The 22,834-nt window shown below is 47.3% G+C and carries 17 protein-coding genes; 9 read left to right on the forward strand and 8 right to left on the reverse strand.

Features of this window, described 5'->3' with window-relative positions; genetic code table 11:
- Positions 1–36: 36 nt before the first annotated feature.
- The 6 genes from UWK_RS06770 (at position 37) to UWK_RS06795 (ending at position 9,792) form a co-directional block, all read left to right on the forward strand.
- On the forward strand, positions 37–1,446 hold the full coding sequence (locus UWK_RS06770) for an efflux transporter outer membrane subunit (protein WP_015403613.1): 1,410 nt from the start codon (positions 37–39) through the stop codon (positions 1,444–1,446).
- Entirely contained in the window at positions 1,443–2,615 is a 1,173-nt protein-coding gene (locus UWK_RS06775; RefSeq protein ID WP_015403614.1) for an efflux RND transporter periplasmic adaptor subunit, read from the forward strand. The genes UWK_RS06770 and UWK_RS06775 overlap by 4 nt, the downstream gene beginning before the upstream one ends.
- 12 nt (positions 2,616–2,627) lie before the next feature.
- Positions 2,628–5,732: an efflux RND transporter permease subunit gene (locus tag UWK_RS06780; protein WP_015403615.1), complete on the forward strand. Its 3,105-nt coding sequence runs from the start codon at positions 2,628–2,630 to the stop codon at positions 5,730–5,732.
- Positions 5,733–6,369: 637 nt separating this feature from the next.
- Positions 6,370–7,104 carry a hypothetical protein gene (locus UWK_RS06785; protein WP_015403616.1) on the forward strand — a complete coding sequence of 245 codons (735 nt, stop codon included), beginning with the start codon at positions 6,370–6,372 and terminating at the stop codon, positions 7,102–7,104.
- 322 nt (positions 7,105–7,426) lie between these two features.
- A complete protein-coding gene (locus tag UWK_RS06790) occupies positions 7,427–8,824 on the forward strand; it encodes a glutamate decarboxylase (RefSeq protein WP_015403617.1) in 1,398 nt (465 codons plus the stop codon).
- A 20-nt stretch (positions 8,825–8,844) separates the two neighbouring features.
- Positions 8,845–9,792: a carbon-nitrogen hydrolase family protein gene (locus tag UWK_RS06795; protein WP_015403618.1), complete on the forward strand. Its 948-nt coding sequence runs from the start codon at positions 8,845–8,847 to the stop codon at positions 9,790–9,792.
- Between the two features lie 85 nt (positions 9,793–9,877).
- On the opposite strand, the gene UWK_RS06800 is transcribed toward UWK_RS06795, so the two are convergent.
- The 3 genes from UWK_RS06800 to UWK_RS06810 are packed head-to-tail and all read right to left on the reverse strand — an operon-like array spanning position 9,878 to position 12,650.
- Positions 9,878–10,696, reverse strand: coding sequence for a HesA/MoeB/ThiF family protein (locus tag UWK_RS06800; RefSeq protein ID WP_015403619.1), 819 nt, complete (start codon positions 10,694–10,696; stop codon positions 9,878–9,880).
- Positions 10,689–10,913, reverse strand: coding sequence for a MoaD/ThiS family protein (locus UWK_RS06805; RefSeq protein WP_015403620.1), 225 nt, complete (start codon positions 10,911–10,913; stop codon positions 10,689–10,691). The genes UWK_RS06800 and UWK_RS06805 overlap by 8 nt, the downstream gene beginning before the upstream one ends.
- Before the next feature lie 9 nt (positions 10,914–10,922).
- Entirely contained in the window at positions 10,923–12,650 is a 1,728-nt protein-coding gene (locus UWK_RS06810; RefSeq protein ID WP_015403621.1) for an aldehyde ferredoxin oxidoreductase family protein, read from the reverse strand.
- Positions 12,651–12,884: 234 nt separating this feature from the next.
- Here UWK_RS06810 and UWK_RS18320 point away from each other — a divergent pair, with 234 nt between their 5' ends.
- Positions 12,885–15,668, forward strand: coding sequence for a cache domain-containing protein (locus UWK_RS18320; protein WP_015403622.1), 2,784 nt, complete (start codon positions 12,885–12,887; stop codon positions 15,666–15,668).
- Between the two features lie 36 nt (positions 15,669–15,704).
- Here the strand turns inward: UWK_RS18320 and UWK_RS06820 are convergent, their stop codons facing one another.
- The 5 genes from UWK_RS06820 to UWK_RS06840 all read right to left on the reverse strand — a co-directional run bounded on the left by UWK_RS06820 (position 15,705) and on the right by UWK_RS06840 (position 21,002).
- The gene (locus tag UWK_RS06820) at positions 15,705–16,007 is read right to left on the reverse strand and encodes a hypothetical protein (protein WP_015403623.1); all 303 of its coding nucleotides are present in this window, start codon (positions 16,005–16,007) and stop codon (positions 15,705–15,707) included.
- Positions 16,008–16,117: 110 nt separating this feature from the next.
- On the reverse strand, positions 16,118–18,043 hold the full coding sequence (locus UWK_RS06825; RefSeq protein ID WP_015403624.1) for a molybdopterin biosynthesis protein: 1,926 nt from the start codon (positions 18,041–18,043) through the stop codon (positions 16,118–16,120).
- The gene (locus tag UWK_RS06830; protein ID WP_015403625.1) at positions 18,040–19,311 is read right to left on the reverse strand and encodes a molybdopterin molybdotransferase MoeA; all 1,272 of its coding nucleotides are present in this window, start codon (positions 19,309–19,311) and stop codon (positions 18,040–18,042) included. Before UWK_RS06830 ends, UWK_RS06825 begins: the two co-directional genes overlap by 4 nt.
- Positions 19,308–19,895 carry a hypothetical protein gene (locus UWK_RS18325; protein WP_015403626.1) on the reverse strand — a complete coding sequence of 196 codons (588 nt, stop codon included), beginning with the start codon at positions 19,893–19,895 and terminating at the stop codon, positions 19,308–19,310. Before UWK_RS18325 ends, UWK_RS06830 begins: the two co-directional genes overlap by 4 nt.
- Positions 19,896–19,904: 9 nt before the next feature.
- Positions 19,905–21,002 carry an AI-2E family transporter gene (locus UWK_RS06840; RefSeq protein WP_153304845.1) on the reverse strand — a complete coding sequence of 366 codons (1,098 nt, stop codon included), beginning with the start codon at positions 21,000–21,002 and terminating at the stop codon, positions 19,905–19,907.
- Positions 21,003–21,191: 189 nt separating this feature from the next.
- Between UWK_RS06840 and UWK_RS06845 the strand changes: the two genes are divergently transcribed.
- Positions 21,192–22,274, forward strand: a complete 1,083-nt coding sequence (locus UWK_RS06845) for a branched-chain amino acid aminotransferase (RefSeq protein ID WP_015403628.1) — start codon at positions 21,192–21,194, stop codon at positions 22,272–22,274.
- Positions 22,275–22,502: 228 nt separating this feature from the next.
- Positions 22,503–22,793, forward strand: coding sequence for a co-chaperone GroES (gene groES / locus UWK_RS06850; RefSeq protein ID WP_015403629.1), 291 nt, complete (start codon positions 22,503–22,505; stop codon positions 22,791–22,793).
- The last annotated feature ends 41 nt before the right edge of the window (positions 22,794–22,834 follow it).

Below are 22,834 nucleotides of genomic sequence, written 5' to 3' on the forward strand. Positions count from 1 at the left end.
TGAACGTATCTACTCTAAGATAGGACTGTACCACTCATGAGCACTGGACATTTGTTATCGCAAGCCCATTGTTTTCTTTTTTGTCTGCTGAGTCTTGTCTCTTTCTCAGCTTGCAGCCATATTGTTCAGGACGATGTCCAGCCATCTGTTGTTGCCGAACCATCCTATACCATCAGCCACCACCAAGCCCTTGAGAAGCTCCCGACTAAATGGTGGCAGGTGTTTGATGATCCACTTCTTGACGCCTATATAGAACAGGCCCTGGCGAATAATTTTACCCTCCAGGAAGGCTTTGCAAGACTGAAACAGGCGCGTTCCATTCAAAATCAGGCCGGTTCTCAGCTTTATCCAACGCTGGATGGCCGGGTTCGGGCGGAATCGGAGTGGGAAGCGGAGAATACTCGAACTGACAGTAACAGAATAGAGCTGGATCTGTCCTGGGAAGTGGATCTCTGGGGTCGACTTTCTTCAGTTGCACAGGCAACATCCTTTGAAACCTTTGCTGCCGAAGACGAGCTTCAGGGACTGGCTCTGCTCCTCAGTGTCGAGGTGGCAGATACTTACTTCCAGCTTGTTGTGCAGTATCTTTACCAGCAGTTGCTGCAACGTCAGATAGAGGCTAATACAATTTCTCTTAATGTGATAAGGCTTCGCTTTGCAAATGGCCTGGTCTCTCTTGTCGATGTTTACCAGCAGAAACAGCTTCTTGCCGCTGTCAAGGCAGAACTCCCCGTCAGTGAAGCACGAAATATTATTCTTCAGAACAGGCTTCATGTGCTTCTTGGACAACCTCCGGAATCAACTCCCCTGGTGTTTCGTCAAACCTTTCCTGAAATTCCCGCCCTGCCGATGCTTGGGATCCCCGCCGATCTGCTGCAAAACAGGCCCGATCTCAGACAGTTGCAGAGAGAACTGGTTGCCGCGGATTACCGGGTGGCCGAGGCTGTGGCTGATCGTCTGCCTGCTTTGAAAATTGGAGGGTCTGCAGCATTTATCAGTGGCGACTTTATCACTGCTCTCTTTGCAGATGCCCTGGCGACAATTGTTGACTGGGGAGGGAAAAAGAGTGAAGTGGAGAAAAAGAAGGCGATGGTGGAAGAAAAAACAGCCCGTTATTCCCAGAGATATCTAGTGGCCATCGAGGAGGTGGAGAACAGTCTCTGGCAGGAACGAAAGCATGAACAGTTACTCACTGCTCTTGCGGAACAGCTGATGATCTCAAAGGCAACGCTGCGCGAAAGCAGGAGTCGATATATCCAGGGAATGACGGATTATATCCCTGTTCTTACAGCGTTAGTCTCATTTCAAAAACTGGAAATTAATATCCTGCAGCGCAAGCAGGAAAAAATTTCCTACCGGCTTCTTCTCTACAGGGCTCTGGGCACTGATGTCCTGGGTTCTGATCGCGATGCTCTACTAATTGATAACTCAAAAAATCTCCTATGAAAACCTTTCTCTCGTTCCTTGTTTTGATTCTGGCGGTAGCAGTGTCATTCTGGTTATACGCGAATAAACCGCAGACGAAAAAGAGTAAACCCGAGCGCCCTGTTCCAATGGTGAGAACCATACTAGTTCAGCCGACGAATGAGGCCGTGGTGTTTGAGGCCGCTGGTTTAGTGATTCCGGCTCGGGAAGTGGAATTGCAGACTGAGGTGGAAGGGCGCATTATTGAACAGAATACTGAGCTTGTTCCAGGTGGGATTGTTGCTGAGGGGGAAATGCTGATTCAGATTGATCCCCTCGACTACCGTCTGCAGGTGAGCGAGCGCGAAGCGGAACTGGCCACGGCTCGTTATGAACTTGAGGTCGAAGAGGGGAGACAGATCATTGCCCGTGAGGAATGGAGCATCCTCGAGCAGGAGCTTTTGGGAGATAAGGTTAGTAAGCATCTGGCGCTGCGTGAGCCACACTTGAGAAACAGTCATGCCCGCCTTGAGGCCGCTGAGAGTCGTCTTGCTGCAGCAAAGCTTGCAGAGAAACGGACTACCATTCGTGCCCCTTTTAATGGTCTGATCCTTAAAGAGTCCGTTGAGACAGGACAGTTTGTTGGCAGGCAGACAGTGATTGCAGCCCTAGTCTCCACGGATCAGTTTTGGGTTCAGGCCTCGGTGCCTCTCTCTCTCCTTGATAGATTGCAGTTTCCGGACGGGCAGGGAGGGAAAGGCAGTGCTGCTCAAATTGTGCTCGACAAAGGATACGGAGGGAAACCGACCCTGCGTGAGGGCACAATTTTTAAGCTTCTGCCAGATCTTGATCCCAAGAGTCGTATGGCCAGACTGCTGATTGAAATTCCAGATCCCTTTAACCTTGATAAAGAAATACAGGGAAATCTGGGAGGGAAAATACTCCTCGGTAGCTATGTAAAGGTGCAGTTGAATGCTGGTGAATTTCCCGATGTGTATGTGGTACCTCGTGCAGCACTGCGTGAAGGTGACCTGCTGTGGCTGATATCCGCAGAAGGGCGGTTGGATATACGTCCGGTAAAGGTTCTGTGGCGACGCATTGATGAGGTTCTGGTTACTGCCGAAGAGGCTCTTGATGAGCCGATTGTTGTCAGCCGTCTGGTTTCACCCGTAACTGGGATGCAGATTCGCACCGACGCGCACAGGAAATAGAAGGACAGTTATATGAGCATACTACCCTCTAAAGAACAGGGGCTGATAGCCTGGATGGCCTCTAATCCTGTGGCTGCCAATCTGCTGATGCTGCTGTTCGTCATCGGTGGTCTCCTTGCTGCAGGCCGGATAACCCAGGAGGTTTTTCCGAGTTATGCTCTTGATATTGTAACGGTCTCTGTTCGTTACCCTGGCGCCAGTCCTGAAGAGGTGGAAGAGGGGGTTGTTCTGGCTGTCGAAGAGGAGATCAGGGCATTGGATAATGTGGAGCGGGTGACCTCGGTTTCCATGGAAGGTAATGCCTCGATTAGTGTGGAATTGCTTTCAGGTGCTGATCCCAATAGCAGTCTCCAGGAAATTAAAAACGGCATTGACAGGATTAGCACTTTTCCTGGTGATGTGGAAAAACCTCTGGTCAGCCTCGCAACGAGGCGACGGGAGGTGCTTCGCCTTGCCCTTTATGGTGACATTGATGAGGGCTCCCTCTTCAGTCTGGTTGAAACGATTCGGTCAGAACTGCTTGATATCACTGAGATTGCCCAGGTAGAACTGAATGGAACCAGAGACCCTGAACTTTCCATTGAGATCTCCAGAGACATGCTCAGGGCTCACAATCTCAGCTTAGAGGAAGTGGCCGATACCATTAAAGAACGGGCAGTGGATGTGCCTGCCGGTGGAATAAAGAGTCAGGGTGGTGAGGTGCTGTTACGAACCTCGGAACGACGGGAAGTGGCCAGCGAATTTTCTGATCTGGTACTGGTTAGCAGAGAGGATGGAACCAAGCTCATTCTCGGGGAAGTCGCTGAGTTGCATCAGGGGTTTGAGGAGAGTGATCGCGAGGCCTGGTATAACGGGAAACGGGCAGCCCTGCTTTATGTTTATCGAACTGGAGACCAGACTCCAATTGACATTTCCAATGCTGTTCATGCCTATATGGATAAGCGTATTCCTACTCTTCCTCCCTCTGTGCAGCTCACGGCCTACAGGGATAGATCGGAGCTGTATAAGGATCGAATGGAGCTCCTGCTGACTAACGGAGTATTCGGTCTATGCCTGGTACTGCTCACCCTCGGTCTTTTTCTTGAGCCGCGTCTTGCGTTCTGGGTCTCAATGGGGGTGCCCATCTCCGTTATCGGTTCTTTTCTTATACTCTATTTTATTGGTGGCAGTCTCAACATGATCTCCATGTTTGCCTTTATTATCACGCTGGGGATTGTAGTTGATGATGCCGTGGTCGTTGGTGAGAATATTTTCTATAAACGGAGACAGGGAATGGAGCCTTTACGGGCTTCCATTGAAGGGGCACGGGAAATGGCGGCTCCTGTCGTTATAGCTGTCGCTACCAATATTTTCGCTTTTCTTCCTCTGCTCTTTGTCTCAGGATCCACCGGTCGCTTCTTTGCAATTATGCCTGCAGTGGTGATTGCGGTATTTCTGGTTTCGCTGATTGAGTGTCTGTATGTGCTTCCAGCTCATCTCAGTTATCGCAGGAAGGAGCGGAAGGGGAAAATGTTCCAATTGCTGGAGCAGGTACCTCGCTTTTGTGAACAGTGGCTTGATCGTTTTGTGAGCGGTCCCTTTGCAAGGATTCTGCGCTGGAACCTTTCGTTTCGGTATCTGGTTTCTGCCCTTGGTCTGGCTGTGCTGATTGTGGCCTACTCCTATTGGGACAGTGGTCATATTAATTTTTCATTCAGACCAGACATTCAGACGGACAGTGTTGACGCCGAGGTAGAATTGCCCTACGGAGTGAATATGGATGAGGTAAAAGAAATTACCCGTCTTGTCGAGGAGGGTGGCAAACGGGCGGTTGAAAAAAGTGGAGACAGTGAAATCCTGGTGGGAATACGGACTGATATCGGTCGTGGTGGGGCTAATCGTGCTGAGGTCTCCATCACTCTGGTGCCTCAGGAACAACGAAAAATTACCACCCGGGAGTTCAGTGTTCTGTGGAAAAAAGAGGTTGGGGAGATTGCAGGCCTCGAGAAACTGTTTTTTGATTATCTGATGGGGCCGGGCGGCTCGGCGGCCATCAATGTGGAACTCACTCATCCGGATCCGCAAACCCTTGAACTCGCTGCAGCGGATCTGGCAGAAGCTATTTCACAGTATAGTGGGGTCACCGATGTGAATGACGGCTTCGCACGGGGCAAGGTACAGTATGATTTCAAGATGCTTCCCGAAGGGAAGGCTGTTGGGTTGACTGCGCAGGATCTTGGCAGTCAAATCAGGCATGCCTTTTATGGAGCGGAGGCATTGCGGCAACAGCAGGGCAGAAATGAATTGAAGGTTGTTGTCCGTCTTCCTCGTGCAGAGAGAAGCTCCCTCTTTCACCTGGAGCAGCTGCTGATCCGAACACCTGATGGTGGGGAAATCCCTCTGGAGCGTGCAGCAAGAATAATCCCCAGTCGGGCTTACACCGAGATCAACCGTGTTGATGGAAAGCGGGTTCTCAGCGTGACAGCCAATGTGGTGGCAGGTAAGTCCAATGAGAATAAAATTCTGGACAGTTTGAAACGGGAATACTTACCCGAGTTGCTTGCAAACTACAGTGGGCTGAATTATTCCTTTCAGGGGCAGCAGCGTGAAAAACGCATGGCCGTGCATGATCTTCTGATGGGGATTGCTTTAATGATGCCAGCGATTTTCTGTCTCCTTGCCATTCTTTTTAGGAGCTACGGGCAGGCCCTGCTGGTAATGATTTCCATTCCATTCGGTCTGGTCAGTGCCCTTTTCGGCCATATTATTATGGGGTACAGCCTCTCTATTATTTCCATATTCGGGATGATTGCTCTCTGCGGGGTAGTAATTAATGGCGGGCTGGTGTTTACGGTGACAGCCAATCGGTACCGAGGTGAGGGGAAAACAGTAGCCGAGGCAGCATTTATGGCTGCAACACGGAGGTTCCGTCCTATCATACTCACCTCGCTCACTACTTTTTTTGGTCTGGCTCCAATGATATTTGAGCAGTCTGTGCAGGCCCGTTTTCTCATTCCCATGGCCATTTCACTGGGGTACGGAATTCTTTTCTCAACAGCGATTATCCTTTTTCTCATGCCTGCATTTTACCTGATTTATGATGACGTCCTTGGGCTGATGAGGAATAGGAAAAGTTGACCTGTAGTGTTGGTAATTGTCTGAAATACCAAATGGGTATTGAATCGTAGGGGCTTCTCTGCACAATCTTTTGATGGTGCTGCCTGGGTTGGAGTATTATTGGGTGTCTTTTTTTCTGCAGAAAGTGATTTCTCCCAAAAACCAGAGAACTATTCCTGTAAGCATCGATGACAACCTGAGTGATGCTACGGTTGCGACTGACTTGGAATAAATCTGGATGACGCCAAGGATATCATTGTATTAATCTATCAATCAATGGCGGATCAGTCTGCGGTAGCCAGGAGTTGTTATATTATATCACGTCAGCAGACGGATCCTGTAAGTCAACCAATACCTTTTCTTTTGAAATCTTCGTTATTCTGTTGGTCTAGCAAAATCTCTTGCCATATTCTTGAGAACACCTCAATGAACAATTAGTGACATTTTTGAATGGCAGCTGTTGTCAAATAGCACGAAAATGTATTGAAATGCCTGTTGAAACCCTCTGCTTCTCGTTCTGTTTGTGTTTTATGTGATTGATTTGATGTCGTATTCTCTGTTGGGTGAAAGTTGGCACAAATCATGCTCTTATCGCAGAAAAGGCAATGAAAGGTATCTTTCAGGCATTAAATAAAACATTTCAATGTGGAGAAAAGTGATGAGAAAAAGTATTCCAATGGCAGCCTTAACCGCAATTGTAAGCGCTTTGAGTGTGCCCCAGGCTATGGCGGCGGATGTTACCGCAGCCGCGGATATCAATTCAGCATATGTATGGCGAGGACTTACCTTTAACGACGGCATCGTTATTCAGCCAAGTATTGATGTGGCGGCTGGCGGCTTTGGCTTTAACGTATGGGGCAACTTGGATGTCGATGACTACAACGACACACTCGATTCTGGTGAGTTTTCTGAAGTAGACCTTACCGTTTCTTACTCGTTTGATATTGGGCCTGTAGGCGCCAGTGTCGGCTATATTGAATATCTGTTTCCAGCGGGTGGTGCAAGTACCAGCGAAATATTTGCTAGCACCAGCATGGATATCGTCTATGGAATCTCTGCTGGCCTGGAACTCTATTATGACATCGACCAGGTGGATGATTTTTACGCTACAGCAAGCATTGGTTACGCGTTGGATATCAATGAGAAACTGGGGCTTGAGTTAGGTGGTCTGATAAGTTATGCAGGTAAGGATTTTACAGCAGCCTACGCAGGAGGTACTGACAGTGGATTTTTTAATTATATCCTCTCTGCCTCCCTTAGCTATGCAATAAGCGACACCCTGAGCACTGGCATAAATGTCAACTACACAGATTCGATGGAGTCGGATGCGCTTCCTGATAGCGCGATGGATAGCGACATCTACGGCGGAATCAGTATGGCTTATACCTTCTAATCGTCACTTTTTGAGCACCATTCCTCACAAAGTTGCCATGCTTGAAATATGGCATGGCAACTCTTAAAATCCGTAACTCACTCTTCAATGTTATTGCAGTATCAAGAAATTCTCCCCTGCTGACACATCGTTTAAATCATTCAGGAAGTCCTGCTTGCGTGTCCCTGGCCAAAATCGGGTGTAAGACGCAATACTCTCCACTGCAAACCAAAAAATTATATTAGGTCTGAGTACCTTTTGAATATATACTTGAAGGTAGCAAGCTCAAAACAAAGTCGCCCACACCAAGAATTTAAAATCCCTTCATAAGGAAAAAGACGATATGTTTGTAAAAAAGAGCCAAAAGGAACTGGAAGATCACGCCAACATACAGCCGACTTACGGCTCAAGAACAATGAGGGAAGAGATTCCAAAATATGAGCTCCCAGATGAGGGGATGCCGCCGACCGCTGCCTATAACATTATCCATGATGAACTGGCATTAGACGGAAACTCACGACTGAACCTTGCCACTTTTGTCACAACCTGGATGGAACCTGAAGCGCGTCAGTTGATGACGGAAACCTTCGACAAGAACATGATTGATAAGGATGAGTACCCGCAGACTGCAGAAATTGAATTGCGCTGCGTCAACATCCTGTCACGCCTGTGGAGCTCACCCGAGGGAGAAGAGGCTGTGGGGTGTTCAACAATTGGATCCAGCGAAGCTGCAATGCTTGCCGGAATGGCACTGAAGAGAAAATGGAAGCACCGCATGCAGGCAGCAGGCAAACCGACTGACAAACCAAATTTCATCATGGGAAGAAATGTTCAGGTATGCTGGGAAAAATTCTGCAACTACTGGGAAGTGGAACCTCGTTTTGTCATGGCCGAAGGTAATAGCTTCAATCTCCGTCCCGAGGATGCCATAGAACTCTGCGATGAAAACACCATCGGTGTACTGGCGATTATGGGGTCCACTTTTGATGGAAGCTATGAACCTGTGGCAGAGTTAAATGCTGCTCTGGATGCGTTCTACGAAAAGAGCGGTCTCGATATTCCTATTCATGTTGATGCTGCCAGCGGAGGTTTCGTAGCTCCCTTTCTTCAGCCTGAACTGATGTGGGATTTTCGGGTGCCGCGAGTGAAATCAATAAATGTGTCTGGCCACAAATACGGACTTGTCTATCCCGGCGTGGGATGGGCAATCTGGCGGGACAAAAAGGAACTGCCGGAGGAATTAATTTTCCACTGTGACTACCTGGGGGGGGACCTTCCCAACTTTGCCCTCAACTTTTCCCGGCCCGGAAATCAGGTGATAGCACAGTACTACAATTTTTTACGCCTTGGCCTTGATGGATACACAGCTATCCAGGAAACCTGTCGTGAGATCGCTCTTTTTCTGTCATCGAATATTGCGAAAATTGGACCTTTTGAACTCATAAGTAAAGGTGATACCATCCCTGTATTTGCCTGGAAACTCAAAGATCATTTTGCTGATACTGCAAACTTCAGCCTTTTTGATCTTGCCGAAAGGCTCCGCTACAATGGCTGGCTGGTACCCGCCTACAGAATGCCGGAAAACAGGAAAGACCTTATCGTTCAACGCATTGTTGTAAAAGAAGGGTTCAGTCGTGATATGGCCGGTGCCCTCCTTGCTGATATACAAAAACATGTGCAATGGTTTGCCGATCATCCCGGTTTTAACAGGACAATGGAAGGCAAACAGTTCTCACATTAAATACATTCCAGGGAAACTTCATGATTATAAATACCTATATAAAAGAGAATGCCCCAGGCACGGGTAATGGTATTCGCCTGGCCGTATATCAGGGAAAAGGCCCGGCAGGGACTCCAGAAGCAATCCGACATAATACGGACCAGCTTGAACAAGTGGTTCGCACAGCCAGACAGTTCAATGCTCAATTGATCAGCTTTCCGGAGCTCTATCTTAGCGGTTACGCTATCACACCAGAGACAGCTCAGGAATTGGCAATGGAAACAGCTGGTCCAGAGCTTGCTAAGGTGGCTGAAATTGCAAAAGCAAATGATATAACTATTATCTGCCCCTACCCTGAAAAAGCAACAGTTGGCGGAAAAACCAGATACTATGATTCCATCGCAGTGTTTGATATAAATGGATTTCTTCTTAAAAATTATAGAAAGACCCATCTCTGGGGACCGGATGAAAAGAAAATCTGGAACATTGGCTACGAGTTGGAGGAAGAAGGAGAGGCCTATTCGGTTTTCTTAGTGAATGATTTTCCTGTTGCAGTTCTTAACTGTTATGAAGCTGAATTTCCCGAGCTTGCAAGGATACTGGCTCTAAAAGGGGCAAAGTTGATTGTCATTCCAACGGCCGCTGATGAATCTACGGTTCTATCCAGTGGAAAATGGACAACAACACCCTATCCAGACGTTTCAAAAACCCTGATTCCTGCACATGCGTATGAAAACAATATTTTCATTTCGTACAGTAACAGATGTCAGGAAGAAACTTTAAAAGGGAAAATCGTAGGAAAATATCTTGGCAACAGTATGATTGCCAATTGTCACGGTGAGCTGATGGTTGCAGCTAAAAACGAAGTGACCCTTCTTCTTGCAGATTGCATACCTGCAAACTATGGCCCGACTCATCCCGAGAACACCGATTATTTGAAAGACAGACGGGCCTCTCTCTACAGGGAACTGGTGAAAACAACGGAATAAGCTATGCCAGATGGCTCCATCTTTCCCCCTGACTTGAAAAGAAAGTATCGTCCACAACCTTTATCACTCAACACACTCAACTCAGTTATTTGTCGTGGGGTGTTGGAATTGTATCAAATTCGTAGTGAAGAAGATCGGTCTCCAGCCAACCTTCAGTTAATAAAGATTTGTAGCCGAGCAGAAATTTGATCGTCTCTGCGGCCTGTATGGATGCAACAAGGGAAACAGTCATGGGGAGTACCTGGGGAGGTATGCCTGAGTCTGTTTTTTTTGGATAGAGTCTGCTGATAAGTTTGTTCGATATCTGATCGATGCCAGCGTGACCGTACCACTCCTTTACTGCTCCGTGAACTAGGGGGATGCCTTGTCTTTGGCAGAGTGTGGAGAGTTCTTTTCGTGCCTTCGTTGAGTCCAGGGCATCGATTGCGATATCTGCGGTTTTTATTGCAATAGGGGTGAATTCGCAGTTGTGAAGCGTGGTTTTTAGTACGGGATTGATTTTCTGTAACTCTCGGCCCACGATATCAACTTTGCTGCAGCCAAGGGTTTCAGTGCTACAGAAAATCTGACGGTTGAGATTTGATTCGGAAAAAACGTCAGGATCCGTGAGGATGAGGTGACCGATGCCAAGCCTCGCAAGCAGTTCAGCCGTTCTGCCTCCCAGGCCGCCGCAGCCGATAATAGCCACCCTGGATTGAAACAACCTGAGCTGCTCCCGGCAACTCAGGTTGTTTCGTTGAAAACGTGAAGGGGTGATGGAATGATCAAGCGCGAGCGTTTCGATATTGCGCAGCGAACAGTTATGCTTTTGAGCGATCTTCCAGGCGTCAGCAAGAGAGAGATGTGCATCTCGAGCATGCCGTTCTATGCTCCGAAGGATCTCGTTGCTGTCAGACTCAGCCACCACCGATTACCGGAAATATTGCATAAATATCTCCTTCATGGAGAACGGTTTCGAATGTGCAGTGACGGGAGTTGACCATCAGCACGCCAACCTCTTCCCGGTCAATAGAAAGGTCATCGACAATTTTACCGGCGGTGGTGCCTTCGGGAAGCTCTTTGTCTTCTTTAATGAAACGGCCTTCTCGAAAAAAGGCAAAGAGCTTTACCTGTACCCGCATGGGAATATCCTAGAAATTCCAGAAGGTGTCGATTTCCTCACCGGTGAAATCCCATACTGCATTGTGCGGCGTAACGGGCTCAATCTCAAAAAATTCCGGTAATCTGTCATCAAGATTGGTAAATCCGGCGGCCGTGTTAAATGCATGCTCGGTCTTCAGGATAGTCATGCCAAGATTGGTAACATCGTTTGCGGTGAGGTTGATTCCAAAACGGGCATTGATCATATCAATGAGTGACGGCAGGCAGGTACTATCATCGAGTGCTGCAAATGCAATAAAGAGACACATGCCTGTGGAGTCAATGGCAGCTGTCGCAATCTGCAGATTGCGGGAGAGTTCCACCTGGCCTTCTTTGGAAAGAGGGTCGGCTTTTCCTCCAACGCCAAGAATTTCTGTGGCAATGGTATAGCCCATGGTGTGATCCGCGCCCTGAGTGGAGGTGGCATAGGTGACGCCGATGCCTTTAATGGCGCGGGGGTCGTATGCAGGGATTGCTTGATTTTTCACCACAGGGACCCGTGTTATGCCGTATGTCCGGCCAACGTTGCCCGCACCGTTGCCGATGACACGGCCAAGAGGGCTACCCTTGGCAATCTCTTCTGTCATGATGCGGATCATTTCGTTGCTGTCACCAAACGCAAGGACACCGGCTTCCATGGCTACACCAAAGGCCACGGCAGTTTCGATGGTGTCAAGTCCGATATCATCAAGAATATGATCCATCTCGGCGATTTGATCCAGGTTGTCAATGGTGCAGTCGGCACCCATAGCCCATATGGATTCGTACTCAATACCGGATGTTTTGTAGTTCCCTTTGATGTCGTTATAAATTTGAGAACACTGGATCACGCAGCCTGCGTGACAGCCATGCTTTGGCTTGCCACCGCGTTCAACTATGAGGTCATGCATGGTTTCACCTGAAATCTGCTCATGTCCCTCAAACTGTCCCTGGCTGAAGTTTTTGGTAGGAAGTCCACCAGCTTCATTGATGATGTTAACCAGAACATTGGTGCCGTAGGTCCCAAGAGCTTGACTTACAGGATGGTCAACCAGTGCTTTGGTGAATGTTTTGTTAGCTGCTTTGAATGCTTCAGGGTCTGCGATTTCAACCTTGGCATCTCCTGAGTCAAGTGCGATAAATTTAATCTTTTTGGAACCCATGACAGCTCCAAGGCCACCGCGTCCCAGAGAACGGATATGGCTGTCGGGATCTTTTATAGAGATATTGGCTGCAGCCATCTGCATCTCACCGCCCTGACCAATGGAGATTACACCAATTTTATCAGAGAATCTTTTTTCAACATCCTCCACTACAGCAAAGTTGCCCTTGCCGACCAACTTTTCTTCCTTGCTAATTGTGATTTCACCAGGCTTGAGGCTGATTGAATACCAGCTGTCATCTTGAGGCTGACCTTCAATGATAAGTGCTTTGCAGCCAATTCTTGCAAGTTTCTGTGCGGATGTGCCGCCTGCGTTGGCTTCTTTGATTGTTCCGGTCAATGGACTTTTGGCTCCGGCAGAAATACGGCCGGAGTTAGAAGCTGTAGTACCAGACAGTAATCCTGGGGCAAAAACCAGTTTGTTGTTTGGTCCCAGGGGATGACAGGTGGGAGGAACCTCAGCGGCCACGATGGTAGATGTGAGTCCGCGACCTCCATGACCGGCCCATTCAGCAGGGACGTCTTCAATGGAAGTGGAAAGATCCGTCATATTTACGCGAAAAATTTTGTCAGCCATGGTGTCTCCTCAGGGTAAATGATAATGAAAATTATAATCTCAATAGATTATAGATTCTTCCATTAAAAGAGCAAGAAGTATTCGACTGAAACTGCTATTTGACAATTTGTTGGCGATCAGTAGACTAAAAGTATGAGTTAGCGTACCACACTGTTCAGGGGAGGAGTCTTTTAGGAATGCTGAACTGCACCCTCTCCTACTATCTTTTAGAGTTCCGCTTTTTCAGGACTTTCAATGAATAAACAAAGACATTTAACGAAAACGGTTCGAATGCACCTGTGGCTTCTGTCGTCTCTGTTAGTTATCGTTCTTGGCTATTTATGGGTGGACACTGAAATTAAACAGGCAGATCGTAATGGACTGAAGATTCGAGAGATGTTTTTAGGGCAACAAAAAGAGATTCTTCAAAACGACGTTGAGCATGCAGCTGCCCATATTGCTTACATGAGAGGTCAGCTCGAAAAGCGTGTGCAGATTGAGGTGAAGGCACGAACTGAAGAGGCATACGAAACCGCTCTGTATCTTTACGAACAACATAAAGCCACAAAGAGTCTTTTAGAAATTGGACAAATTATTCATGATGCCCTGTATGCAGCAAGCTGGGATGATGGGAGAGGCTATTATTTTGCGGAGGACATGCAGGGAAATGAACTTGTAAACCGCAATAATCCCGAGTTAGAGGGAACAAATATTATTGATGTTCAGGATAAGGTCGGGACCTACATTATGCGGGAGATTCTTGCCGTGGCGCGTTCGGAACAGCAAGAGGGCTTTTGTACTTATTTCTGGAATAAGCCAGAAGATCCGGGAGTTCTGATCCGTAAGATCTCTTATGTTAAATATTTCGAGCCCCTGGATTGGGTGATCGGCAATGGCGTATATATTGATGATGAAGAAGAGGAGATCAAAAAAGAGGTTCTTGACTGGTTGGAGGAGAGCAAGGATCTCTTCGTCAGCTATCTCTTTGTTGGAACCGTGGAAGGTGATATTCTTTCCGGGCCCGGAAAGGGTGAAAATATGTGGGATGTGACTGATTCCAACGGCTTTAAAGTAGTACAGGCGCTCGTTCAGAAAGCGCTTGATGGTGGAGGCTTTGTTAAATATGTGATGCCTAAGCTGGAAGGAGAAAGGCCTGCTCCGAAATTGAGTTATGCTACTTTGATTCCGGACTGGCAGTGGTATATGGGAACTGGAGTTTATATTGATTATATTGAAAATGAAATACTGGAGGAACAGAAAGCTTCCAGCGAAGTTGTCAAAAAAATTATAATCCAGGTTGTTCTGGTTCTTTGTTGTTTTTTGTTCCTCTCCCTGTTGTTGTCCTGGGCTCTTACTGCCAAAATGAAAAAAAACTTGGATCTGTTTCTGGAATTTTTTAATAAATCAGCTTCGGAAGAATTGATCATTCCAGCCGATAAGGTGAATTTTCTTGAGTTTCAATCTCTTGCGTTGACAGCTAATCAAATGGCAAGGGATAGGCAAAGGGCCTGGGACAACCTGAGTGCAGAACAGGAACGGCTTGCAGTTACCCTGGAGAGTATAGGTGATGGTGTGATGACCACCGATACAGATGGACGAGTTGTTCTGTTAAACAGAGTTGCCGAGGCCCTCACTGGATGGACCAAGGAAGCCGCAGCAGGAAAACCCTCCACTGAGGTGTTTCATATTGTCAATGAAAAAACAGGGAAGAAATGCCAAAGCCCTATACAGCTGGTGTTGGAATCCGGTAAAATCGTAGGGTTTGCCAATCCAACAGCCCTCATTGCAAAAAACGGCACCATTCGATCCATTGCTGACAGCGCTGCTCCAATTCGCGATAGAGATGGTAATGTTATAGGAGTTGTCCTGGTGTTTCAGGATGTTACCAATGAAAGGAAAATGGAAAATGAGTTGCTTAAAATTAGAAAACTTGAATCCGTTGGCGTACTTGCCGGTGGTATTGCCCATGATTTCAATAATATCTTATCCGCGATTCTTGGTAATGTAGAATTGGCAGCCTACCGAATTGCTGAAGAGGATGTCGGGACGGCTACTCTGCTTTCCGATGCTAAGAAAGCGACAAGAAGGGCGACTAAGCTTACCAGTCAGTTACTTACCTTTTCCAAAGGTGGAGATCCTGTCAAAGAGGAAACCTCTCTAGCGTCACTTATTACAGAATCTGCAGGCTTTGTGCTTCATGGCAGTAAGGTAGTGTGTGACTATAGTTTTCCTGAGGATCTTTGGAATGTCGATGTTGATAGCGGACAGATTGGTCAGGTTGTTCAGAATATCATCATAAATGCTAAACAGGCCATGCCCGAAGGCGGTACAATTTTTATTGAATGTTCCAATGTGTATGATGTCGTTGAAGAAAAACTCTTAAATGTGACTATGGGTGACTATGTCTGTGTACGTATCCAGGATTCAGGAACAGGGATCTCAAAAGAAATTATTGATAAGGTGTTTGATCCTTATTTCACAACGAAGCAGGGAGGTAGCGGGCTCGGCCTTGCAATCTGTCATTCCATTGTCAATAAACACAGTGGGTACCTCACCGTCAATTCCATTGCAGATAAAGGGAGCATCTTTACTCTATACCTTCCTGCCATGCACTTCACAAAAGAAAATAGAGCAGAAAAGGCTGAGGAAAAGCTCAAGCCAGCTGAGGCCGTTAGAGTGATGGTAATGGATGATGAAAAAATGCTGCTGGATGTTGCGAAAGCACAGTTGAGTGTTCTTGGTCATGAGCCTGTCCTGGTAAGTGATGGTGCCGAGGCAATCTCTGTGTATAAGGAGATGAAGGCGCTTGGTACTCCCGTTGATATTGTTATTATGGATTTGACTATTCCCGGGGGAATGGGTGGGCAGGAAGCCGCAGAAAGGCTTCTGCAGATCGATCCTGGCGCGAAAATTATCGTTTCCAGTGGTTATTCAAATGATCCGATAATGGCTGAATACAAAAAATATGGATTCTGCTGCGCCATCGCCAAACCTTTTGACTTAAAGGAACTGGGGGATGCTATAGCTGCTTCTTGCTGATATTACTGAAGTATTGTGCTCCTAGAGAAACGGGTTTCATCTATCTTTTTCTGAAGAAGTCCCGTGATCCTGCTTTCCGGAGGTTCCTTTTAACAGTTTCTCGCCAAGCTTCTTAAAGTTTATAATTGGTTTGTCTCCGGGGTTTAGGGAGCCTGTAACCCAGAGGAATGTATAGAGAATGCAGGTGACAACGGCAGCTCCTGATATGAAGTTGACCAGAGTTCGCTCCGTCAGGGTGGCGATGTTTCCCTGAACACGAGCTGTCATCGTAAGGAAGGCGATCAGGATTATTAGTGCAATACATGGAAATCTTTTAATAATTTTCCAGAATCTAGTCATATCATTCTCCTTCAATATATCCATTACTGGCTATGGTCATTCCATGGCCCGAGCATGTACTTCTCATAGAATATCTTCAGTGTTCAGTTTTTTCTATACTTGCCCAAATCTCATTGTTCATACATGATATTTCCAGAGTCCCGCAGGTTGTAGCCACCAAGTGCCAGTACCAGCTTTTGAAATTCACTGTTGTTGCGAATTACATCAAGAAGAGTTTTTATCTTTAAGTCATTCAAAAATTCTTTGGGAATGATAAGGTCATAGCGTTCTTCGGCTACCGGTACAAAATCAAGATTGAGAGCATTTGCTGCAGCCAGAATTCCCATACCGCAATTCACGCTGCCGTTGGCAATGGATGCTGCCACACTCATATGGGTGTATTCTTCATGCTCATATCCGTTAATTGTGGTTGGATCGATATTCATGTCTCTGAGTGTTTTGTCGGTGAGCAGCCGGGTACCTGCACCATTCTGGCGGTTGATGAAACTGTATTTATTCTTTGCCACATCCTCAAATCCTTTGATTTTAAGGGGGTTTCCTTTGGCAACAATCAAACCCTGCTGACGGTAGCAGAGGTTGATAAGCTGCAGGGGGACATCTGGAAGAAAGCGTTTGATAAAGGAGATATTGTACTCACCTGTTTCCTCATCCAAAAGATGACTTCCGGCCAAATGTGCCTCCCCGCGCCTGATGGCCATGATACCTCCCATGGATCCAACATGAGCTGAGGATATGCGGATGGTTTTTCGTCCCTTGTGAAGGAGATTTGCAAGGACATCAATGATGTTATCATGGCTACCAATGGCAACCAGTGTTGACTGCACATCGGTGAGAGGACGCAACAGTTCGATCTCTACTTCCTCACCTGCTCCAACTCCCTCGGATCCCGCTTTAAGGGTGAGGATTCCATCGGCCCGAACCAGAGACATCACCGCACCTGCGCCTTTTCCGGCAGGTGTTGCCATGAGTTCATCACCCACCTGACCCAGGGTAATACGTACAAATTCGTCCACTCCCATGGCTGAGTGCATGGGGCGTGACATGCGGGCTGTGGCCCATTGTGTCGGCGGCATCTTCATGTCCATAAAGTCATAGATCATTTCATGAACAAAGATGCGCATGGTGAGTATGGCAGAGACCGGGTAGCCGGGCAGGCCAATTACCGGGGTGTTGTCCACAATGGCAAGAATTACCGGTTTCCCAGGCTTGGTTGCAACACCATGAACAACCACTTCGCCAAGTTCTGCGAGTACGGTTGATGTGTAGTCACGGGTTCCGGCGGAGGCTCCCGCATTCATAACCACAATATCATTCTCTTTTACTGCTTTGCTTATAGCGTCACGAAGTTGTTCTTTGTCATCGGAAATGGGCTTGGCGCCCGTTGCCACCGCTCCCCATTCGTTGAGAGTACCTGCAAGAATACGGGAATTAAATTCAATAATCTGGCCGGGGGCCGGAGGAGTGCCCGGTTGGATAAGTTCGGATCCCGTGGGGATAACCAGCACCTTGGGGGGAACCTTCACAAATACTCTGGTGACTCCGGTGGCAAGCATGGCCCCCTGGTCAATGGGTCGGATTGTGTGTCCCTCCGGCAGGATCAGTTCCGTTGCCACAATGTCTTCACCAATGGTGCGGACGTGCTGCCAGGGGGTTGCAGGGATAGCCAGCTCCACCTCATTTTCATTAATGTAGTGGACATCCTCTATCATTACTACGGCATCAAATTCCTGTGGCAGGCTGTTTCCGGTATTGACGGCTTTGAACTGTGTGGGGCCCAGTCGTACAGGCGCAGCATCACTGGCAGAGGCCAGATCAGCAAAATGAACAGCAATACCGTCCATGGCAGCTGCGTTATAGGCAGGAGAAGAATGGCCTGCAAAGACAGGGGCTCCGGTTATCCGTCCAAGTGCTTTTTCTACTTCAATCTCTTTGACTTTTGCGCCATGATAAAAGTTGATTTCTTGGAGTGCATTATGCCATTTCTCTTTCGCTTCACCGAGTGGCATGTTCTTTACGTAAATGTCTTTCTGATTCATTGGAGGAGGGTTACCTTAACTTGAGAACCTTTATTTATTCCCTGGGTTGGCTCATCAATGAGGAAGTACCCATGGGCGCGGGAGAGAGTGGATATCGATCCTGATTTTCCAAGAACGGGAATGGCAAGTGGTGGCATGTCTTCCTGCTCCTGGAGCTGAACACGGACAAAATCAAGCCTGCCCGCAGCCGAGTTAATATTTCTATCAATAATTGCCGTGATAGATTGGGTAAACTGTTTGTTTGGGGTTGGAGCGCCTGCAAAAAAGCGTATGGCAGGATCTACAAACAGCTCAAAGCAGACCATGGCCGAGACAGGGTGTCCTGGCAGACCAAAAATTGCTGTTCCATGGCTCAGTCCAATAATAACTGGTTTGCCGGGTTTTAGCGCCACACCATGAACAAGGATGCCGGGGTTGCCAAGCTTTTCAATCACCCGTTCTCCTAAATCCCGCATCCCTACGGAACTACCGCCGGAAAAGAGCACCACGTTGTTTTCTCCGGTGGCACGTTCAAGTGTGGCAAAGAAAATATCCTCACTGTCGGAGACTATGCCGTAATCGGTGACCTCTGCTCCAAGACGTCTACATGATGCAGCCAGGGTTATTCCATTGATGTTACGAATTTTTCCAGGTGGAGGTGATTCCGACCATGGGACAATCTCATCTCCGGTGGAGAGGATACCGACCCTTGGGCGGGTATATACTGCAACGTCTGCAATACCCAGGCCTGCAAGCAAGCCAAGATCCTGAGGACGGAGCAGATGGCCTTTGGGGAGTGCGGGGTTCCCCTTTTTAATATCCTCGCCTCGGTTGATCAGATTGATTCCTACCCCCACACTTTTGACCACCTCTATCATCTTGCCGTCAACGGGAATGGTGTGCTCAAACATCACAACTGCATCGCTGCCTTCTGGCAGGAGACCGCCGGTAGCAATGCGGAAACATTTTCCCTGCACTACTTTGCCCGTAGGCATCTGGCCCATGGCCACCTCTCCATCAATCTCCAGATAGCAGGGCATGGAACTGCTTGCACCAAAGGTGTCTGCTGCCCGCACTGCAAAACCATCCATGGTAGACCGAGGGTGGGTTGGTAGATCCTCAGGTGAAAGGAGATCTTTTGCCAGGAGTCTATCCAGGGCATCGGGTAATGGACAGGTTTCCGTCTGTCTGGTACTGCCTGTCAGTGCGTTGAGGAGAACGGATTGCGCTTTTTTTACCGGCGTGAGGCTGACGCGGCCAAGCATGTCTTTCAGTCTATCGGTTGTCATGTCCGGTTCCTGATAGTAAGTATGATCTTGTCGTCGCTTTCAAGGTGACTAGTAACCGTGTCGGAACCAAGATCTTTGCCATTAAGGGTAATTGTCTGGATAGCTGCAAGAAGTGGTGGCCGATAAGCAAGAAATTTTTTCAGAGATACTGATGCAACAACGCAACTCTTTTCTAAGAGTTCAACGCCTTTTTCAACGGCAATCATGTTGAATAGCTTTAAGCGAACCTGGACGGGTTGGTCGTCCCTCTTGACCCCGGAAGGTTCGGTCGCAGTTTCAGTACGAAGAGATGAGTGGACTCCTCCTTTACGAAATATTGCACCGGCAAGACCTGGCATGGCTGCAGAAATGGCAAGTACAACCTGCTGTCCCCAGAGATGCTGTTCAAGATTGTCTGCGGGCAGTCCATTTAAAAAAATTGTCTGAACCCTGCTCTTTACATATTCAACTGAGAAACCGGGGAGGGCAAAGAGCAGATCACCTATGCTGGTTCCCTGGTTCACTTCAAGGTATATTCCACTCTGAAGTAATGTGGTGAACCTGGGAAGTGACCCACTTTCCACGGTGAGGGTGATATGCTTCATTGGCAGTGCTCACATTCGTTGAACATATTGGTCGTATTTGGCAAAATAGATCTCCGTCAGTGTCAGAAAACCGGTGACTATCAAAGGCCCATAAATAATGCCCAATACCCCGTAAACACTGAGGCCTCCGAGGATAGACAAAAACACCAGCAGAGTATGCATCTGCACCTCATTCCCAACCATCTTGGGTTTTACCAGATATTCGATAGAAAAGGAAAGGGAGAGATAGAAGAAAAAGATAAAAACACCCTGCCCTACACTGCCGTTCAGCATAAGGATCAGGGCAGTTGGTATCATTACAAGGCCAATGCCGAATATGGGAAGGAAGGCCAGAATGGCCATGATGCCACCCCAGAGAAGAGGCGAACTCAGGCCCATGATGGAAAAAACGACACCTCCCAGTATACCCTGTATCAGGCCGCAGATACCGTTTCCTTTTAGTATGGCATTAGCAATTTCCTCGAATTTTTCCAGGAGTAACCTGTCCTCATCGTCCGGGAGTGGTGATACGGCAATTATAAATTTGATCAATTTGTCCTGATCGATGAGTAGAAAAAAGATGGTCAGAATCATCATAAAAAAGAGGAAGATAAACTGAAGGATATTTGCCGCCCAGGAGCTCGCCTGGTTGTAAATAAAGAGTCCTGCCATTTTGGCTAGATAGGAAAACATCGAAGTGATCTGGGCTGGTTCAAAACTGAAGCCAAATCCTTTGAGGTAGTCCTGAAACTGGAGAATGAGTGGACTGTCCTGGAGGAAGATCTGAAGTTTCATCCCTACCTGAGTGCTGCGTCCCCAGTGATAAAGGCCTAATGCCTCGCTTGAGAGGGCCCCGACAAAAAAGAGGAGTGGGATGAAAACTATGAATATTATGAGGAGGCAGGTGAATATTGATGCCCCTGTTTCAGGTATTTTTCTGGAGAGTATTCGATAGACAGGTCGGAAAATATTAGTGAGCAGAAAGGAGAGCACCAGGATAGACCAGAAGGGCCAGAGGATGTGGCCAAGAAAAAGGATGGAGATAAGGAAAATAAACAGGAAATACCAGATTCTCATGGAATTGGGCCTGTTTGTCAGTTTTACCGGTGGCGTGGAGTGTTCATTCATTTTATTCTTTTCTCTGTCGCCTCTCTACTCCTGAAGCAGGAAAATGTTGCAATTTCCACGGAGTTGAGTACTTTTATGTCCTTTCCGGAGAGTACTGTCCAAACAGTATTTTCCGATCACCTTACAATTACTATTCACTATATAATGGACTGCGGTTGTTTTAAAGGGAAACCGTAAAAGAGGCACATCATGTGGAAAGATTTAGATATATCGGTGGTTAGATGCGACTCCGAGAAACGAAAGGATAAGCCGGATCAAAAGAATCTCGGCTTCGGTAAATTTTTCACCGATCACATGTTCCTTATGAAATGGGATCGCGAAAATGGCTGGCATAATGCTGAAATCTGTCCCTATCAGAATTTCAGCATGGATCCTGCTGCCATGGTTTATCACTACGGTCAGGCGATCTTCGAAGGTTTAAAAGCCTATAAGGGTGAAAATGACCAGATCTACATGTTTCGCCCTGAAGATAATCTGGAGCGCATGAACAGCTCGGCACTTCGTATGTGTATGCCGCGTATTCCTGTGGATAAGGTCCTGAAAGGCATTAAGGCTCTTGTCTATCTCGATCGGGACTGGATCCCCAGTGGTGATGGCGCAACACTCTATCTTCGTCCTACCATGGTTGCTGTTGAGCCGGCACTTGGTGTCCGGCCCTCCAGTCAATACTATTTCTTCGTCATCATGTCCCCGGTTGGTGCCTACTACGCTGAAGGTTTTAATCCCACCAAGATCTGGGTGACAGACAAATATGTCCGGGCAGTCAAAGGTGGTGTGGGGCATGTCAAAACCGCGGGTAATTACGCAGCATCAATCATGGCGGCAGAAGAAGCACATAGGGCAGGGTATACCCAGGTGCTCTGGCTTGACGCCTGTGAACGTAAGTATATTGAAGAAGTCGGAACCTCAAATATCTTCTTTAAGATTGGTGAAGATTTGATTACCCCGCCTCTTAACGGATCTATCCTCGGAGGTATCACACGTGATTCCGTTATCCAGCTGGCTAGAAGCTGGGGGGTGAATGTAATAGAAAAACAGATCACCATAGATGAAGTCTTGGCTGCCATTGAAGATGGTAGTCTGAAGGAGGCTTTTGGTTCCGGCACTGCAGCAGTAATTGCCCCCATTGGAGAACTCTGCTACCAGGAGAAGAAGCATGTTGTGGCAGATGGTAAAACCGGCGAGTTGTCTCAGCGCCTCTTCGATGAGTTACAGGCTATCCAAAACGGAAGACAGGACGATCCTTTTAAATGGATTGTTCGGGTCGGTTAACTGTTTTCCTGCCCTCCGCGCGTTCTGCATTAAATAATCACATAGTTTCAAAAACTTGGGGCCGATGCTGTTTTTTTAGTGTTGGCCCCTTGATTTTCATAAAAGCAAACCTATAGTTTTGCGCAGTTTGAAGACAACCGGTAGTAAACCAATTTATCAAAGCATATAAAAATGGGACTTGGATCTCGAAACCTTATATGCAATCATACGTTCCACAGGAGGAAGTAAATGAAAATTCGTCCATTAAATGATCGTCTCCTTGTCAAGAGACTCGAAGAAGAAACAATGACAGCAGGTGGTATTATTATTCCAGATAGTGCCAAAGAGAAACCAGCTGAAGGTGAAGTTATAGCCGTTGGTCCTGGTAAAGTTGCTGACAATGGTGAGCGTATTGCTCTGCAGGTAAAAGAAGGAGATATGGTTCTCTTTTCTAAGTACGGCGGAACCGATGTGAAGCTCGATGGTGAGGATTTCCTTATCATGCGTGAAGATGATATTCTTGGAATCGTAGAGAAGTAACGAATACTATCCGTCAATACCCTATAGAGGAGATTTAAATT

Origin of the sequence: Desulfocapsa sulfexigens DSM 10523 (assembly GCF_000341395.1) — a bacterium.
In the GTDB taxonomy this organism is placed as follows: Bacteria; Desulfobacterota; Desulfobulbia; order Desulfobulbales; family Desulfocapsaceae; genus Desulfocapsa; species Desulfocapsa sulfexigens.